Annotated in this window: 18 protein-coding genes; 10 read left to right on the top strand and 8 right to left on the bottom strand. The window is 37.9% G+C overall.

Going from position 1 to position 16,406, the window contains the following annotated elements; translation table 11 throughout:
• Positions 1-343: 343 nt before the first annotated feature.
• Positions 344-1,837: a polyphosphate:AMP phosphotransferase gene (gene pap / locus P9B04_RS00670; protein ID WP_342053067.1), complete on the bottom strand. Its 1,494-nt coding sequence runs from the start codon at positions 1,835-1,837 to the stop codon at positions 344-346.
• A 170-nt stretch (positions 1,838-2,007) separates the two neighbouring features.
• Here pap and galE point away from each other — a divergent pair, with 170 nt between their 5' ends.
• From galE to P9B04_RS00655, 3 genes are read left to right on the top strand one after another with little or no spacing between them, the layout of a single operon-like run.
• Positions 2,008-3,012 carry a UDP-glucose 4-epimerase GalE gene (galE, locus tag P9B04_RS00665; protein WP_342053066.1) on the top strand — a complete coding sequence of 335 codons (1,005 nt, stop codon included), beginning with the start codon at positions 2,008-2,010 and terminating at the stop codon, positions 3,010-3,012.
• Between the two features lie 48 nt (positions 3,013-3,060).
• Complete coding sequence (locus tag P9B04_RS00660) at positions 3,061-3,342, top strand: hypothetical protein (protein ID WP_342053065.1); 282 nt, start codon at positions 3,061-3,063, stop codon at positions 3,340-3,342.
• Positions 3,343-3,392: 50 nt separating this feature from the next.
• On the top strand, positions 3,393-3,842 hold the full coding sequence (locus P9B04_RS00655) for a hypothetical protein (protein ID WP_342053064.1): 450 nt from the start codon (positions 3,393-3,395) through the stop codon (positions 3,840-3,842).
• Between the two features lie 177 nt (positions 3,843-4,019).
• On the opposite strand, the gene P9B04_RS00650 is transcribed toward P9B04_RS00655, so the two are convergent.
• A complete protein-coding gene (locus P9B04_RS00650; protein ID WP_342053063.1) occupies positions 4,020-4,868 on the bottom strand; it encodes a tetratricopeptide repeat protein in 849 nt (282 codons plus the stop codon).
• 141 nt (positions 4,869-5,009) lie between these two features.
• On the opposite strand from P9B04_RS00650, the gene P9B04_RS00645 reads away from it, so the two are divergent.
• Positions 5,010-6,230 carry a DUF790 family protein gene (locus P9B04_RS00645; protein ID WP_342053062.1) on the top strand — a complete coding sequence of 407 codons (1,221 nt, stop codon included), beginning with the start codon at positions 5,010-5,012 and terminating at the stop codon, positions 6,228-6,230.
• A gap of 104 nt (positions 6,231-6,334) precedes the next feature.
• Entirely contained in the window at positions 6,335-7,009 is a 675-nt protein-coding gene (locus tag P9B04_RS00640; RefSeq protein ID WP_342053061.1) for a hypothetical protein, read from the top strand.
• Between the two features lie 80 nt (positions 7,010-7,089).
• Here the strand turns inward: P9B04_RS00640 and P9B04_RS00635 are convergent, their stop codons facing one another.
• On the bottom strand, positions 7,090-7,755 hold the full coding sequence (locus P9B04_RS00635; RefSeq protein ID WP_342053060.1) for a pentapeptide repeat-containing protein: 666 nt from the start codon (positions 7,753-7,755) through the stop codon (positions 7,090-7,092).
• 299 nt (positions 7,756-8,054) lie between these two features.
• Here P9B04_RS00635 and P9B04_RS00630 point away from each other — a divergent pair, with 299 nt between their 5' ends.
• Positions 8,055-8,903, top strand: a complete 849-nt coding sequence (locus P9B04_RS00630) for an Hpt domain-containing protein (RefSeq protein ID WP_342053059.1) — start codon at positions 8,055-8,057, stop codon at positions 8,901-8,903.
• Positions 8,904-8,962: 59 nt separating this feature from the next.
• Here the strand turns inward: P9B04_RS00630 and P9B04_RS00625 are convergent, their stop codons facing one another.
• Positions 8,963-9,808, bottom strand: coding sequence for an alpha/beta fold hydrolase (locus P9B04_RS00625; protein WP_342053058.1), 846 nt, complete (start codon positions 9,806-9,808; stop codon positions 8,963-8,965).
• A gap of 198 nt (positions 9,809-10,006) precedes the next feature.
• On the opposite strand from P9B04_RS00625, the gene P9B04_RS00620 reads away from it, so the two are divergent.
• The gene (locus tag P9B04_RS00620; protein WP_342053057.1) at positions 10,007-10,702 is read left to right on the top strand and encodes an aldehyde oxygenase (deformylating); all 696 of its coding nucleotides are present in this window, start codon (positions 10,007-10,009) and stop codon (positions 10,700-10,702) included.
• 104 nt (positions 10,703-10,806) lie between these two features.
• On the opposite strand, the gene P9B04_RS00615 is transcribed toward P9B04_RS00620, so the two are convergent.
• Complete coding sequence (locus tag P9B04_RS00615) at positions 10,807-10,968, bottom strand: hypothetical protein (RefSeq protein ID WP_342053056.1); 162 nt, start codon at positions 10,966-10,968, stop codon at positions 10,807-10,809.
• 111 nt (positions 10,969-11,079) lie between these two features.
• On the opposite strand from P9B04_RS00615, the gene P9B04_RS00610 reads away from it, so the two are divergent.
• The 3 genes from P9B04_RS00610 to P9B04_RS00600 are packed head-to-tail and all read left to right on the top strand — an operon-like array spanning position 11,080 to position 12,708.
• Complete coding sequence (locus P9B04_RS00610; RefSeq protein ID WP_446717953.1) at positions 11,080-11,343, top strand: type II toxin-antitoxin system Phd/YefM family antitoxin; 264 nt, start codon at positions 11,080-11,082, stop codon at positions 11,341-11,343.
• Positions 11,306-12,520, top strand: a complete 1,215-nt coding sequence (locus tag P9B04_RS00605; RefSeq protein WP_342053055.1) for an RNA-guided endonuclease InsQ/TnpB family protein — start codon at positions 11,306-11,308, stop codon at positions 12,518-12,520. The genes P9B04_RS00610 and P9B04_RS00605 overlap by 38 nt, the downstream gene beginning before the upstream one ends.
• 20 nt (positions 12,521-12,540) lie before the next feature.
• Positions 12,541-12,708 carry a PIN domain-containing protein gene (locus tag P9B04_RS00600; RefSeq protein WP_342053054.1) on the top strand — a complete coding sequence of 56 codons (168 nt, stop codon included), beginning with the start codon at positions 12,541-12,543 and terminating at the stop codon, positions 12,706-12,708.
• Between the two features lie 355 nt (positions 12,709-13,063).
• Here the strand turns inward: P9B04_RS00600 and P9B04_RS00595 are convergent, their stop codons facing one another.
• From P9B04_RS00595 to P9B04_RS00585, 3 genes are all read right to left on the bottom strand, one after another.
• A complete protein-coding gene (locus P9B04_RS00595) occupies positions 13,064-14,827 on the bottom strand; it encodes an ABC transporter substrate-binding protein (protein WP_446717952.1) in 1,764 nt (587 codons plus the stop codon).
• 23 nt (positions 14,828-14,850) lie between these two features.
• Positions 14,851-15,876 carry an ABC transporter permease gene (locus P9B04_RS00590; RefSeq protein ID WP_342053053.1) on the bottom strand — a complete coding sequence of 342 codons (1,026 nt, stop codon included), beginning with the start codon at positions 15,874-15,876 and terminating at the stop codon, positions 14,851-14,853.
• Positions 15,877-16,011: 135 nt separating this feature from the next.
• Positions 16,012-16,406: RNA-guided endonuclease InsQ/TnpB family protein (locus P9B04_RS00585; RefSeq protein ID WP_342053052.1), on the bottom strand; the 395-nt coding region annotated here is incomplete at its 5' end.

Raw genomic sequence — 16,406 nt, 5'->3', positions numbered from 1 at the left:
GTTTGGCCTAAGTTTTCGCAGCGAGTGACCCCTGGCTTTTTGAGAAGATACAACAAAGGTCTAAAAAATAAGACTGCTTTTTCAATTAACATGAGTTCGAAAGAAATTTTGTAGTCATACCAAGTCCTCTTATGATAGTAGAGTAAAAATTTCGGTCAACACCTCTCCTTGCCTGATCTTCTTAGTCTACTTTGTAAAGCGGATTTGGTATCAACAGGGAACACCAGACCTATGCTGGAAGTAGTATTCCTCAAGATCTGGTGCTACCGATATAAAATCTCGCCTTGATCTGACTCAACTTTTTTGTGATGTGGATGATTTCTGTTAGGTTTGCTCTGACATACTAAGCTTGTTTCTTCAACTCCTTCTCGATGGCGTTGATGACAGTTTCTAATACACAAACCCGAGCATAATATTTATCATTACCGGGTACAACTGTCCAGGGTGCATAAGGTGTGTTAGTGCGAGCAATCATTTGATTTACAGCGACATAATATGACGGCCATTTCTCTCTATTTCGCCAGTCTTCATCGGTCAACTTATAGGATTTAAAGGGGTCATTTTTCCTCTCTTCAAAGCGTCTTAACTGTTCTTCAAAACTGACATGCAACCAGAACTTAACAATGACGCATCCTGCTGTGGTTAACTGTGACTCAAACTCGTTAATTTCTTTATAAGAGCTTCGCCATTCCAACTCGGAAGCAAACCCTTCTACCCTTTCTACTAATACTCTTCCGTACCAACTCCTATCAAAAATACCGATGTTTCCCTGTTGGGGAATGCGTCGCCAAAATCGCCATAAATAGTGATAGTTTAATTCTTCTTTTGTAGGAGCAGCGAAGGCATTAACTCGATAACTTCTGGGATCTAAAGTATCCGTTAAACGCTTGATAGCTCCTCCTTTCCCAGCAGCGTCCCATCCTTCAAATAAAGCTAAAACAGGAACTTTTTTTTGAAAAATTTGTAACTGTAACTGCCTTAACTTAACCTGTGCTTCTTTTAACCGTTGTTTATAATCATCTTTGGGCAAATTTAATCCCAGATCTGCTTTTGCCAAAAAATCCGGTTCTGTGGGTTGTAATTCAGTTTGGGGGGGTAAAGAGGGAATGGCAGTTTTCGGCAGTTTGAGACGATCTAAAGCTTGGGTGATGGTGGCTACCATTTGGGATAGTACCTTAACTCTTGCCCACCTTTGACAGTCTGCTTCCACCAAAGTCCAGGGAGCATGACCGGTACTGGTGTAGGTTAACATTTCCTCGGCAAAAGTGGCATAGCGATCATATTCTTCAAGCTGTTGCCAGTCTTCGGGACGGACTCGCCATGATTCTAACTCATCAGAAGCGTATTTTTTCAATCGCTTTTTTAGTTCTTTTTGACTCAAATGTAGCCAAAATTTTCCTATGGCCACACCATCGTCTACAATTTGTCGCTCAAAAGCATTAATGTCTCCCATTAACAAGGGAATACGCTCATCGCTTTCTACACCAGATAGACGATCCTCCAAAACGTGAGTGTACCAACTATGATAGAAAATACCTAAGCTACCTTTTGGCGGTAATTTTTGCCAAAATCTCCACAGAAAAGGATATTTTTTCTCTTCTGCCGTTGCTTCTAAAATGGGATGGACATTGAAACCACGGGGATCCATGTAACCAACGGTTTTTTGTAACAACTTACCCTTACCAGCTGCCGCCCACCCCTCCAAAACAATGATAACTGGTAGTTTATGATCCCAACAGTCTTTTTGCCGCGATCGCAACTGTCTCATCAACGCTTCTATTTCTGTGTTGTAAGTTGCTTTATCTAAGGTTAATTGGAGATCGAGACTATCTAACATAGTAGAATCTTGAACAAATCAATAAAAGTCTTATTATAGAGCCAAGGAAGGAAAACGATCTTTAATCTTCGCTTTTCTTAAAGGTAGAAATGCCCTATCCTAAGTAAATAAAATCCATCTAGGTGCGATCGCTACGAGCATCGCCCTCTATATATTCTCAGGAGTTGCTTGTGTCTGATACCAAACCCACTATTCTAGTTACCGGAGGAGCCGGATATATCGGTTCCCACGCTGTTTTATCCTTACAAAAGGCTGGTTACAACGTTATTGTTTATGATAACCTTTCTTACGGTCATCCTGAAATTGTTAAAGATGTTTTAGGTGTGGAATTAATTGTAGGAGATACTAACGATCGCAGTATGTTAGACAAGGTATTTTCTACTAGAAATATTGCTGCTGTTATGCACTTTGCTGCTTTTATAGCTGTGGGAGAATCGGTGAAAGAACCTGCTATTTATTATCAAAATAACGTGGTGGGAACTTTGACTTTATTAGAGGCAATGATGGCAGCTAATATTAATAAGTTTGTCTTTTCTTCTACCTGCGCTATTTATGGGACTCCCCAAGAAATTCCCATGACAGAAAACCATCCCAATAATCCTTTAAGTCCCTATGCTTCTAGTAAGTATATGGTCGAAAAAATCCTCAAAGATTTTGACAGAGCTTATGGATTAAAGTCTGTTGTTTTCCGCTATTTTAATGCGTCGGGGGCCGATCCTTCTGGTAATTTAGGAGAAGATCATACCCCAGAAACCCATTTAATTCCCTTAGCTTTATTAACTGCTTTGAAAAAACGGGATCATCTCTTCATTTTTGGCACAGATTATGAGACCCCAGACGGTACTGCTATTAGAGATTATATCCATGTTAATGATTTAGCTTCAGCCCACGTTTTGGGATTAAACTATCTTTTGGAGGGAGGAGATAGTGAAATGTTTAATTTAGGTAATGGTAACGGATTTTCTGTCAGAGAAGTTATTGAAATGACCAAAAATGTCACAGGTATCGACTTTTTGGTTAAAGAAAGCGATCGCCGACCTGGAGATGTTCCAATATTGGTGGGAAGTAGCGAAAAAGCTCAATCCATTTTAGGTTGGAAACCTGAATATTTTGAACTTAGAACTATTGTTGAACACGCCTGGCAGTGGCACAAAAAACGTCATGATAATTCCTAGAATATTTAAAAAATTAATTCAAAAAATAAATTAGATAATTCATCAACAATGATTCAAAATTATCAGAAAATAGAAACAATTTTAGAACACATGGGAGAAACGGTTATTGCTACCACGGAAACAGTGGAAAATTTAGCTTTAAAAATGGAAAATCTTGTCGAACAAGTGCAAGAACAAGAACAGCAAATACAGCAGCAGGGTTATCAAATCTTTGCTTTAAGTGAGTCGATTCAAACCTTAGTTGATGCTCAAACCGAGTCTAGGGAACAGCTAACACAATTAACCTATTTGATTCATACCTTAGTAAACAGTTTGAGTAACCGAGAGTAAAAACACGATTGTCTTAATCAAGAAAAGACTTTCACAATGAGGAATATAAAATGAGCAACTCTGCTACAAAAAATAATCTGTTTTCCCCTGTGTCTTTATTGGTAGTTTTCCTCAACTTATTGCTGATAAGTTGTGCTGAAACAAAAATATCTCAATGTCAGAAAATTATACTTTTAACTCAAAAAATGTCTGAAGAAAGCGAAAATTATCGCAGAACAGAGGACATTAAAAAAGTTTTACAAGTAGCGGATATTTTTGAAGAAACTTCTAAACAAATGAAAGAGTTAAAAATCGAAGATCAACAATTAGTAGAGTTTCAAATGGGTTTTGCTGATATTTATCAAGGAAATGCTGATACAACTCGCCAATTTGTAGCAGCTTTGAATAACAAAGATATCGACACCGCTAAGTTAATGCAACAACAAGTTCAACAGCTAGGGAAAACAGAACAAGACTTAGGGACAAAAATGAAGAACTATTGTCAGGATAATTTAGATTAGTTAGCCTGAATTAGACATAAGAAAATTCATAAAAAATCTGTTGAGTTTAGGAGTGTAAAACTCTTATTATTTCTTTGAAAAAGACTTAATAAGGATTAAATTACACACTAGGGAAAATTTCATAAACAAATCAAGAAGGTAAGCTTTTAGCTATCAGCTTACCCACCGAATGAATTATTAATCTAATAACTTTTTCAATTGTTCTTTTTGCCAATAACTATCAAATAGCTCGTTATCTTTAGCAAGATTGATTATAGTATTGGGAGCAATATCAATGGCTTCCAATAGACATTTAATTGCTTCGTTATCGTTGTTTAAATTAGCGTGACAATGAGCTTGATAGTACCAAGCGTATTCATCGTTAGGTTCTGCTTCTATCGCTTTTTGATAACAATTAATTGCTTCATCAAAACGGCTTAATTGTTGTAATATTTGTCCCTGTTGATACCAACCCCAGTAATCACGGGGTTTAATTAATAAGGCTTTTTCGTAGTTTGTTAACGCAGTTTCTAATTCCCCTTGATGGCGTAAACAATCTCCTCTACGATACCATGACCAATAATCATTCGGTCTAATAGCTAATGCTTGATCGTAGGCGGCGATCGCTTCGGGGTATTTTTCCCATAGACGATAAGATTCTCCAATACGATATTGCGCCCAATAATCGTCGGTATAAATCAGTAAAGCCTTTTTAAAGCAGTTAATGGCTTCTTCGTACTGTTTTAACTCTTCAAGATGAATACAACCCTTATCATACCAAGACCAGTAATTTTCTGGTTCGATGGTGGTTGCATTTTCATAGCTGACGACAGCTTCTTTGTAGCGTCCTAACTCTTCTAGTGTCATACCCTTTTTGTACCAAGCCCAATAGTCGTTTGGATAATATTCTAAGGCTTTTTCGTAACACATTAACGCTTCTCGGTAAAGTTGGTTCGTACGTAGTCTATTTCCCTGTTGATACCAACTTTGATAACTATCGGGACGACATTCTAAAGGAGAGTAAATAGTTGATTGAATCTGCGTCATAGCCCAAAGATGAGATAATACTTATACTCTATAACAGTTTATTAAGTCTTTGTGTAAAAATTAAGTTAAATGATTGAAAAACAACACAATAGTTTATCAGTGAACAGTTAATTTTATCAAGCTCACTTAATAGAACGTTTTATGTTACCTTCAGAGTTATTAATGTATCGCTACAGTGGAGACACTATTATCCCTAAACGTTTACCTCTAAATGGTAACATAATTGATTTAGCTGCTGAACAAATTGATTGTTTTTTAAACTGTGTTGATAGAACCCAAAAACAGTTAAACGAAAAGTTATCAGAATTGGAAGGAGATAACCCTAACTATCGTGTAAAAAGAGGGTTAGCGCATTTATTGAAAAATCATTTTTCTACTTTTGAGATTGTTAGTCCCCTGGAACCCAAAGAATTAAGACAAAAAGTATTTAGTTCTTCTGCTGAGTCTTTACCGATACCACAGAATAGACCAAAAATACTGGAAAAAATAGCTAGTTTATTAACAGAAGAATTGAAAAGAGAAGTATTACCCAGTGAAATTGAAAGGGGATTGTATGCAGATTTACAAGAAAATAGAATTTTAACTAGCTTTGAACCGCCAGAACCAGAAACATTGATTCACCGTTATAACATATCCCAAATTCAAGGAGTTTTTTACCGTTCTAATTATATTGTAATTAATGCTCATCGTAATGATCCAGGGGAATATAAACTACTATTCCGTTATTTAAAATTGTTTCAATTAATGGCTTATATTGAGGGTGATGCTGATACAGGGTTTACCATAACTGTTGATGGTCCCACCAGTTTATTTAAACCCAGTACCCGTTACGGTTTATCCTTAGCAAAAATGATTCCTGCTTTACTTCATGTGAGTAAATGGAGTCTAAAAACCAAATTACAAAGCAAAGATTCTTATACGGGAGGAATGAAAACTAGTTATTTCGATTTAGATGATAATTGTGGGTTGGTAACTCATTATTCTAGAGGAAAAACTTATGATAGTATGTTAGAAGAATCTTTCGCTAAACGATGGGAAAAGTTAAAAACAGATTGGAAGTTAGAACGAGAGGTTGATCTAATTCCTATTCCTGGAAGTGTTATGATTCCCGACTTTAGATTAGTTCATCCCGACGGGAGAGACTTTTTATTAGAAATTGTTGGTTATTGGCGACCTGACTATTTAAGAAAGAAGTTTTATCAAGTACAAAATGCCGATAGTGAGAATATTATTTTAGCAATTTCTGAACGTTTAAACCTAGATAAAGCAGGAGTCGATTTTAATGATACTACGGCAAAAGTTGTCTGGTTTAAAGATAAGTTAAATCCTAAAGCTGTTTTGTCTTTATTGGAGAATATCTGAGAATATAAGGGAAGCTAAATTTCTCCCCAATTGGTTGTTATTTAGAAAAATTAATCTTAAACTGAGTAAGTGAAGAACTTTAATTAAATTATTTATTTTTTGGTATGGAACAAACATCTTTAAACCTAGTTGCTGTGGCTGTTTTTGCCATGACTTTATCGGCGTTGTTGAGTCCTGTATTCAACATATCTCCCTTTATTCCTGCCGGGGCTACCTTTGCTATTTTAGGATTGGCTACCATTGATAGTTTTAGTTGGGAAGGAAAGGGATTAACGTTATTTTTAGACCTGTTTACGTCTTCCGATGAACGTCAACGCATTATTCATCACGAAGCAGGCCATTTTTTGGCAGCCTACTGTTTAGGTATTCCAGTAACCGGTTACACTTTGACTGCGTGGGAAACCTTTATGCAAGGGGAAAAAGCTGGTATCGGAGGAGTACAGTTCGATTTTACCCTTTTATCTGACAAGGAAAAAATTAGCAAAAATCCTTTAGTTTTCGAGCGAACTTTCACTGTGTTGATGGCTGGTATTGCAGCGGAAAAAATCGTCTATAACACTGTTGAAGGTGGACAAGAGGATAAACAAAATTTACGAGAATTGATCAGAGTTTTAGGGTTACGGGCTGATCTTTATCAACAAAAAGAAAATTGGGCATTACTACAAGCAAAAAATCTACTCATTCGTCATCAAAATGCTTACGAAGAGCTAGTAAAATTGATGGAAAAACGAGCATCTGTAGCAGAATGTCAACAGTTAATTAAAGAAAAAATGGCTTAATTTATGGAGGAAATTTCGAGGAAAGAGGAATTAACTGAATATTTTCTCGAACAATTCCTCAAAATTCTCCACTCTAAACTTTAACGATGAACACTACCATCCGGTAAGATAGCACCCTTAAGAATAGTTCCGGTTAATTTAACCATAATACGATTACCAGATCCAACTTTAGCCCCACTGAGATCAGCCCCACTGAGATCAGCCCCACTGAGATCAGCCCCCACTAAGTTAACCTGTTGTAAATTAGCCGATCGCAAATTTGCCCGTAACAAGTTAGCCCGAAATAGATTTGCCCGAAACAGATTCGCTTCTTCTAGGTTAATTTTGTGTAAGAAGCTGTCGCTAAGATCGGCGTAGCTGAGATCCGCTTTAATTAACTTACGTCCAGATAGATCCTTTTCCTTGAGATTAGCCCCTTTTAAATCAGCCCCACTCCAATCGCGATAATAAGGACGTTGGGCTTGATTTTGGGCATAATGACTGTAATGATAGGTTGAGGGTTTTTCTTGCGGTACAGAGACAATTTTTGAGGGATGGGACACCAATTGATGGGTTTTTAGTTGTTCACGGGCATCATTAATCTCTTGTAGCTTAGCCTCCGCTTTAGCCAACAATCTTTCATTATTTTTCGGTAGGCGATCGGGATGCCAAATAAAAGCCAGATCTCGATAGGCTTCATTAATCTCCTCGAGAGAGGCACCAACTTCTAATCCCAGGACTCTGTAATAGCGTTCTATCTCTTTCATTACCACGCAACTCAACAACAAGGACAGTGATTCAGAGTAGGATGGGGCAATTTTAGAAAATCCCCTCTGAACTCAACTCTACCTTTAAGCATAAATGCTGTTTTGGAAAACGGGGCTTAAAATATAAAAAAGTCTGAGTATTGTTATCAGGAAATCTTAACAGTGCTTGCGTGATCCCAAACTGCCAACTCAAATTGTGTTAAGTTTAGCCGATTTGGGGGAATCATAAAATTGTACGTTCAGGGATTAGAGTATTAGTCCGGCGACAATTATTTGATGGATTACAGGGGGAAACGATTGTGGATCAGCAAAAAATACTGGGTTATTTCATCGAGGAAGCTAAAGAACACCTAGAAACCCTAGAAACAGGACTTTTAGAATTATCCGTTGTAGTTGAGGATCAAGAGAGACTCAATGAGATGTTTCGGGCTGCCCATTCCATTAAAGGGGGAGCAGCCATGTTAGGTTACACCAGCATTCAAAAAATTGCTCACCGGCTAGAAGATTCTTTCAAAATTCTTAGAGAAAATAAGGTTGCTACCAATCAAAAATTAGAATCTCTATTCTTAACAGGATATGATGTTTTACAAAGTTTAATCGAGAAATTACAAGGAACTTTTGGTCTAAATAAAGAAGAAGCAGATACAATCGTTCAGGAAGCAGAACCCTCTTTTGTAGAACTTCAAGCCTATCTGACTAAAATTATTGACGAAGAGGAAAGCCCCAAACACGAAGACATTTTCGCTGAGGTTAGAAACTTATTAAGCAAAATGTTATCCCTATTTAAGAAAAAGTCAAATCCTACAAATCGTCAAAATCTACAACAATTATGTAAGGAATTAGGACAGCTTTTTCCCCATCTTCAAGGTTGGCAAGATTTAACCCAAACCGCATCAGATGCCATTGCTAATTCTCTACATTCCCATGCTACCCTTGCTCCAATTATTATTAAAGAATTAAAACACAATAGCGATTATATTGAGCTAAACCAGGAAAGAAAAGTTCAGACTAGCGAAGCCCTACAACAGTTAGCCGAAGCGAAATTACCCTATATTTTAGTAAGTTTGGAACCGAATCATCTAGCTGAGACGTTACGGAGTGTTTTAAATTATCAACAGTTAGCTCAATTAGCCCAAGCTTTAAGTTAATTAGATTTCTGGTTCGGAGTTTGGAATTTCCAATCCTAACCAGAATATCTAGTGCTAGATTAAACTATCTGACGACGCAAAAAAGTAATCATTTCTTCGCTAACTTCTTTGGGCCAGTGTTCTTGAGGGTAGTGTTTTGCCTCTTCTAGCTTGACCAATTCAACATTAGAAGCATTGTCCGCCAATTTTTGAGGGGTTTCGGCCGATAACCAGGGATCTTCCATCCCCCAAAGCAAAAGAGTCGGCACCTGCCAATCGCACAAACCTTTTTCTATATCTTTCAGACTTTGAGACAGTTGCAGATTCTTAGCAGTTGTCAATAAAGCTCGTCCCACTGCAGAACTTTTTAGATAAGGTTGTCGAAAAATATCTAAATCTTGATCCTCAATGACAAAACCACTACCTTTTTCTAGGGTACGATCCACCAATAATGGATCTTGGGTAACCATATCCCCCACAAAAGGAAACGTCCATTGTTGCATCAACCAAGGAAGTTTAACATCGGGAGAGAGGGGGGTGTTGAGAATAATTACCCGATTGATAGTATCAGGGTGTTTAAAAGCGTATTGTAGAGCCACAGAAGCCAAAAATCCTTGCACCACCAAAGATAGCTGATTTAGTTCTAAACCCTGGAGAAACTCACCTAACGCTTTCTGGTAGGCATCTGAGGTATAGGCAAAGTCCCGTTTATCGGGTTTACTAGAAAACCCCGAACCGATCCAGTCAGGAGCGATCGCCCGAAAACCTTGCTCTCCTAAATTCTCCATTACCCTGCGCCAAGTGTAACTGTGACTGGGTAAACCATGAAGTAAAACCACAGGGGGTTTATCATTAGGGTTATTGGGGGTTACTTCTCGATAAAACCATTCGTAGGAATGAATAGTTATTATTTGTTCTTTAATCATAGGTTTAGTCCAACTCCGATTTTCCTATTTGTCTTTTCTGCTTAAACTTTATACATTAGAGTAGAGTTTATACTATGGACAATAGCCACGGGTTAATAACCGTTGACTGATGCTTATAGGGTTAGTTACCTTTAGCTAACCAAGGAAATCCATTTAACCACTAACATAGTTGATAAAACACAGGAGATAAAATAGCTTATGCAAGAGCTTGCTTTACGCTCAGAGCTTGATTTTAACAGCGAAACCTATAAAGATGCTTATAGTCGCATCAACGCTATTGTCATTGAAGGGGAACAAGAAGCCTATCAAAATTACATCGATATGGCCCAACTTCTTCCAGAGGATGGTGAAGAGTTGATTCGTTTGTCTAAGATGGAAAACCGCCATAAAAAGGGCTTTCAAGCTTGTGGTAAGAATTTGAAAGTTACCCCCGATATGGACTACGCTGAACAGTTTTTTTCTCAACTTCACAGCAATTTCCAAACTGCTAAAGCTGAAGGAAAAATTGTCACTTGTTTATTAATTCAATCTTTGATCATCGAAGCTTTTGCGATCGCCGCTTATAACATTTACATTCCAGTAGCTGATCCCTTTGCTCGTAAAATCACCGAAGGAGTGGTTAAAGATGAATACAGTCATCTCAATTTTGGGGAAGTTTGGTTAAAGGCGAATTTTGAAACTTCTAAAGCAGAGTTAGAACAAGCAAATAAGGAAAATTTACCTATTGTTTGGCAAATGCTCAACCAAGTTGAAAAAGATGCTGACATCTTAGGAATGGAAAAAGAAGCTTTAGTAGAAGACTTCATGATTAGTTACGGAGAAGCTTTAAGTAATATTGGTTTCTCTACTCGTGAAATCATGAAGATGTCTTCTCATGGTTTAGTCGCTGCTTAAAACAGCTAAAAACAATCATAAAAATAATTATTTGGGCTTAATAATAGTAAGCCCTTTTTTGTTTTTAATATCTATTCATAAAGCTTAGGGTGTTGAAACTACTATCAAAGTTTCTGCACCAACAGAAGATAACCCAGAAATTCTAAGAGTTGCTCGTCGCTTAACTTAATCCGCGAACGCATTCCAGACTTTTCGATGAGATAGCGTCGCCCCTGTTCTCTGTCCCAACCAAGCCGAGTCATCTCAGAGTCGATGGCAGTGACCACATCATCCCTAGCAATCGTAGTTACTTCAGAAGAGAATGTGGTGTCATTTTCTTGGATATTTTCCCCAATTTAGTCTAGTCAACAAACTTAGTCTAGTTTAAGCTAAAAATAATGGTTATTAATACAACTGTCATGGAATCCATCAATATCCATCAAGCAAAAACTCACTTATCGAAGCTTCTACAAAGAGTGGCATTAGGAGAAGAAATCATCATTGCTAGTCGTGGTGTTCCCGTTGCCAAGCTCGTCCCTTTTGAGAATGAACAGCAGTCCCGTCCCTTGGGTCTAGATCGAGGCAAATTTAAGGTTCCTGACGATTTTAATGATCCTTTGCCTGATGTTTCAAGAAAACAAATATCTCAGTTACGAATCTAATTATCACCTGTGTAAAGAGAATGAAAACTATCAACTCTTGGCGACAGATTGTGGGCAACAAACACTCAAATATGTCGATAGATGCTTCAAGGCATTTTTTAAGTTGCTCTCGATGAAAAAAGAAGGAATCTTTCAGGAGAAAATTAACCTACCTAAGTATTTGCCAAAAGACGGTTTTTTCCCTTTGATTATTCCGATTAGAGCAAGACATAATTTTGCTAAAGATGATTGGAAATTTAAGATTCCTACATCTCGCAAATATACAAGAGAACATGGTTCTGTCTACTTGACAATTCCTCCGAATTTGAGAGGATATCGGCTCAAGGAAATCCGAATACTGCCAAAACAAAAAGGTAGATTCTTGGATGCTGCATTTGTTTATGAGTCCAAAGATGAGCAGATAAATGTTAACACTAATAGAGCAATCTCTATTGATTTGGGATTGAACAATTTGGCTACAGTTGTTAGCTCTACAGACGAATCTTTTATCATTGATGGACGTTGGCTTAAATCTAAAAATCAATGGTTTAATAAACGTCGAGCTAAACTTGTTTCTCACAAAGATAAACAAGGCATCAATCATCTCACCAAAAAAGAAGCTTGGTTGTCTTATCGGCGCAAAAATCAAGTAAATGATTACTTGAGTAAAGCAGCTAAATACATCATCGATTTCTGTCTTAGTAGAAAGATTGGAACGATTGTTGTGGGCTATAACCCGACGCTTAAACAAAATAGCAATATGGGCAAACGCAATAATCAGACGGCAGTTGCTCCACTTGGGGAGACCCCAAGACCGCACTGCCTCAACTTTGTTCAAATTCCAATCTTTACCCTTCGTGTCAAGCTGAAAAGCCTCTGTGAGCGATATGGGTTGAACTATGTTGAACAAGAAGAATCTTATACTTCCAAAGCATCTAGCCTTGATCGTGACCAAATACCTGTTTACAATGCCGATAATCCCGTCAAACCTAAGTTTTCTGGTAGACGAGTAAAACGAGGATTGTATAAGACAAGGGATGGTCATTTAATTAACGCTGATTGTAATGGAAGTTTAGGAATCGGTCTTAAAAGCAAGCACAAACTCAGTTTTGAGCGAGTGTCTAGGGTCTGCTTGACGCAGCCTGTAAGGATTAACTTCCTTCGAGAATCCCCCGTTATAGCGACGAGAGGAGCTTAACGGTGGGAGCCGTCAACCCATTGTCAATTACACCGATCCACGCTATTGTGGCCGCCACACTTCCACTCCATCACAAAGATCCGTTTGACAGAATGATCATCGCTCAGGGACAAAGCGAAAATCTCCCTATTTTGACCAATGATGGTTTGTTTCATTCCTACGATATCACTATTATCGAGATAACCTAGTGCCGGTTGGCGGAAATAACCCGTCAGTCACTCAGGATCTTTAAAAGCCTTAAATTTCCAAACGAATGGCTTGGCAAAATGTTGATTAAAATAATCAATAAAATTGAGAATTTTTTGGGATAGCTCTTCAGTTGAACGGAAACTACTTCTTCTGAGTAAACTTCTAACCAATATAGATTTTGAATCTGAGGGACTATTTTCGCCAGGCGGCACTAGTTTATCAGTGAATATTTAACAATTATGGCGTTTCTCAGACTCATGAGGTACACCTAACTCCTGTCTCCTGCCCCCTGCCTTCTGCTTCAAAGAGATAACTTTTGTACCTCAAAAGTATGGGAAGTGCTATAAATGTTGATTATTCTTGGCTAACATCGGTAGCCGAAAGTTTTTCCATGTTCCAAAAAGCACCCCCTAATGCCGAATATTGAATCCCATCAAAACGATTTTTAACCGCCGCTAAAGAATAGGGATTAACTAAATAAATAAACGGTAAGTATTCTGATACTAATTCTTGTGCTTCGTTATAAATTTCTTTGCGTTTATTCATATCTACTTCCTGAGATCCAGCAATATACAATTGCTCGATTTTCTTTTCCCACTCCGTAACCACTCTTTCTGTAATTGGTTGGCTTCCGGGTTGGGGTTGTTGGTTGAACATATGTAAGTTGCCATCGGTGTACCAAATATTAGGAGAATGGGGTTCATTTCCCCCTGTAAAACCGATAATATGAGCCTCCCAATCTAACGAATTACTAAGCTTATCTACCAAAACGTTGAACGCTAAAGGACTAAAATTAACCTTAATCCCTAGTTTCCCTAAATCTTCTTTAATTTGCGCTCCCATCGCTTCTCTAATCTTGTTTCCTGCATTAGTGATTAAATTAAATTCAACTTTATTGCCTTTACTATCTGATAATTCTCCTGCTTCGTTATAAATAAAACCTTCCTGTATTAATAATTCTTTGGCTTTTTCGGGGTCATAGTTATACCCTTCCAGCGATTTATTATAGTAAGGTGATTGGACAGAAACTTGTGTATTTTGAGGACTGCCTAAACCTCGATAAATATTATTAATAATTCGAGGTCTATCAATTCCATAAGCAACTGCTTTACGAAAATTAAGATTATTAAACCATTCAGACTTAATGGGATCAACTAAAGGTTGATTATCCCTTTTTCCTCGATTTTGATTAAAAGAAATGAACACAGTCCCGTAAGCAGAACCACCGTTATAGATAGTGAAATTACCTCTATCCTCTTCTGTTTTTAATAAGGAAAAATATTCAGGGGTGACACTAATAGAGTCTAAACTACCGGAGCGAAATTGTAACAAAGAAGTATCCGTTGATTCGACAATTGCCCAAACAACATTCTCAATATTAGGTAACTGATTTCCTTGTTGATCTTTTTTCCAGTAATAAGGATTTTTTTCAAAAATAACCCGTTGACTGGTAATGTATTCTTTGAGTTTATAAGGACCATTAACAACAATTTCTTCTGGGGGTGTATCTGTTCCCCAGGTTGATAAAAATTTGGGACTCCCTTCTCCATCGGTTTCTTCTATAGTTTGACGTAGAATATGAGCAGGTAAAATGGGAACACCAGCATTATCTAAAAACGGGGCAAAGGGTTCTGTTATTTTAAACTCTATACGTCGATCATCTAACTTTTTGATACTAGGAAAATCCCCTTGACTTCCGACTCGAAAACTATCTCGGTAGTTGTTAGGAATTTTTTCGTTTAAATATAAATCATTGTAAGAAAAAATAACATCATCGGCGGTTAAAGGTTCCCCATCAGACCACTTCAAACCTTCTCTTAAGGTAAAAACAATCGTTAATTTATCCTCAGAAATATCCCAAGATTCTGCTAAAGCTGGTTCTTTTTCTGCAGTTAAAGGATTTTCCGTAATTAACCCTTCGTAAGTTAACCCAAAAATATTAGGAGATTCTTGCGATAAGACAGCATTAAAGGTTTTAGGATCGCTTAAAATTGATAAAACTACTTGGTTTTGATTACCAGTACCAGCACAAGCGGTTAAGGTTAACATAGAAAACCCTACTAATATTAGGGTTAAAAGTCTTCGATAAATTGTTTTAATTTTACCTAAATCTTTCATATTTTCCCAGTCTAAATTGATAGTTAATAACGAATACGGGGGTCAATGTAAGCGTTAATCAAATCGATCAAAATGCTAACCACCACTACAATAGCCCCGAAAAATACCATAATACCTTGTACTGTGGGATAGTCTCTCACATCGATCGCCTGATACAAACGGTTTCCTAACCCTGGCCAAGAAAAGGTAACCTCTGTTAATACCGCACCCCCCAATAGGGCTGCAAACGTCAACCCAAAGACAGTAATAACAGGGATAAGAGCATTCTTTAAGGCGTGGGCCAATAAAATTCGTCTTTCGGGTATACCTCTCGCCCTAGCGGCTTCTACGTAGTCTGCTTGCAAGGTTTGTCTGAGGTTTACCCTCACCATGCGCTCAAAAATACCACTTAATAATAGACCCAATGTAAAACAGGGTAAAATTAAGTAGTAGGTTGAGGTGAAAAACTGCCCCAAATTACCGCTAAAAAGGCTATCAATGGTGTAAATTCCTGTCACTCCATTAGGGGGGGTTTGATTAATAGGAAAACGGGTTCCTAAAGGAAACCAACGCAACTGTACCGCAAAAATTAATTGAAACACCATTCCTACCCAAAAGATGGGCAAAGAATAGGTAATAATACCAAAAAGTCGTCCCCCGACATCAACAAATGTATTGGGTCGAGAGGCTGATAAAATACCGATAGTGACACCAATAGCAATGGCTACTACCATACTGTAAAAAGTTAGTTCTGCTGTTGCAGGAAAATGCTGAGTAATAATATCCCAAACAGATTGCCCTTGACTGGTGACAGAGGTTCCTAGATTTAAACTGAGAAGTTGACCCAAATAAGCGAAATATTGTAACCATAAAGGCTTATTTAGCCCCAAACTTTCTCTTAAAGCCTCTTTTGTTGCTTCTGGCGCACGATTTCCTAAAATAGCATCGGCTGGATCTCCAGGAGTCGCCCGCAACAGCAAGAAAACCAGAGTAACAATAGTCCATACCATCAGAGGGGCAAGGAGAAGACGAGCCATTATATAGTATTGTATCGCTTTAGAACGGGACATAAGAGCAATGGTATAAGAGTTACAATATTATTTACTTTAGACGGGACAATAGGTCAAGCTATTAAAACACTACTAACAGTGACATCCTCCCAACCCTGACCGCTCAGGCGGTACAGGGTAGGCTTCCTCATATCACTACGAGGCTTTCCTGCTTCTACGGGAGGCTCTAGATGACTTTTTAGGGACATCCCCGATAACCTCGTCCTCCACAGGCAGCTTGACCCCCAGTCCGAGGGCTGCAAGTCCACGTTGCTCGACTACCATGGCCGCAGCAACGTCTCTATCAGTTATAAAACCGCAACTAGAGCATTTATGCACTCGTTGAGATAACTCTTTTTTACCTGTTACCACTCCACAATTAGGACAGGTTTGACTTGTTAGGTTGGCATCAACTTTTTCAAAATAGACATCTCGTTTCCATGCGACGTGCTTTAATATTTCAAGAAAACTACCAAAGCCAGCATCCAAAGTATGTTTACATAACATTCCTTTAGACATAGCTTTTAGGTTTAAATCTTCGGCAAATATTA

The organism is Crocosphaera sp. Alani8 (assembly GCF_038442745.1).
Taxonomy (GTDB): domain Bacteria; phylum Cyanobacteriota; class Cyanobacteriia; order Cyanobacteriales; family Microcystaceae; genus Crocosphaera.
The sequence above is the reverse complement of the archived record's forward strand: the minus strand, read 5'-3'. Positions and strand labels throughout refer to the sequence as shown.

Bases quoted from the DNA above. Each gene is read 5' to 3' on its own strand.
- pap (WP_342053067.1), bottom strand. From the start codon at position 1,837: ATGTTAGATAGTCTCGATCTCCAATTAACCTTAGATAAAGCAACTTAC.
- P9B04_RS00660 (WP_342053065.1), top strand. From the start codon at position 3,061: ATGATTCAAAATTATCAGAAAATAGAAACAATTTTAGAACACATGGGA.
- P9B04_RS00655 (WP_342053064.1), top strand. From the start codon at position 3,393: ATGAGCAACTCTGCTACAAAAAATAATCTGTTTTCCCCTGTGTCTTTA.
- P9B04_RS00650 (WP_342053063.1), bottom strand. From the start codon at position 4,868: ATGACGCAGATTCAATCAACTATTTACTCTCCTTTAGAATGTCGTCCC.
- P9B04_RS00645 (WP_342053062.1), top strand. From the start codon at position 5,010: ATGTTACCTTCAGAGTTATTAATGTATCGCTACAGTGGAGACACTATT.
- P9B04_RS00640 (WP_342053061.1), top strand. From the start codon at position 6,335: ATGGAACAAACATCTTTAAACCTAGTTGCTGTGGCTGTTTTTGCCATG.
- P9B04_RS00635 (WP_342053060.1), bottom strand. From the start codon at position 7,755: ATGAAAGAGATAGAACGCTATTACAGAGTCCTGGGATTAGAAGTTGGT.
- P9B04_RS00625 (WP_342053058.1), bottom strand. From the start codon at position 9,808: ATGATTAAAGAACAAATAATAACTATTCATTCCTACGAATGGTTTTAT.
- P9B04_RS00620 (WP_342053057.1), top strand. From the start codon at position 10,007: ATGCAAGAGCTTGCTTTACGCTCAGAGCTTGATTTTAACAGCGAAACC.
- P9B04_RS00610 (WP_446717953.1), top strand. From the start codon at position 11,080: ATGGTTATTAATACAACTGTCATGGAATCCATCAATATCCATCAAGCA.
- P9B04_RS00605 (WP_342053055.1), top strand. From the start codon at position 11,306: ATGTTTCAAGAAAACAAATATCTCAGTTACGAATCTAATTATCACCTG.
- P9B04_RS00595 (WP_446717952.1), bottom strand. From the start codon at position 14,827: ATGAAAGATTTAGGTAAAATTAAAACAATTTATCGAAGACTTTTAACC.
- P9B04_RS00590 (WP_342053053.1), bottom strand. From the start codon at position 15,876: ATGTCCCGTTCTAAAGCGATACAATACTATATAATGGCTCGTCTTCTC.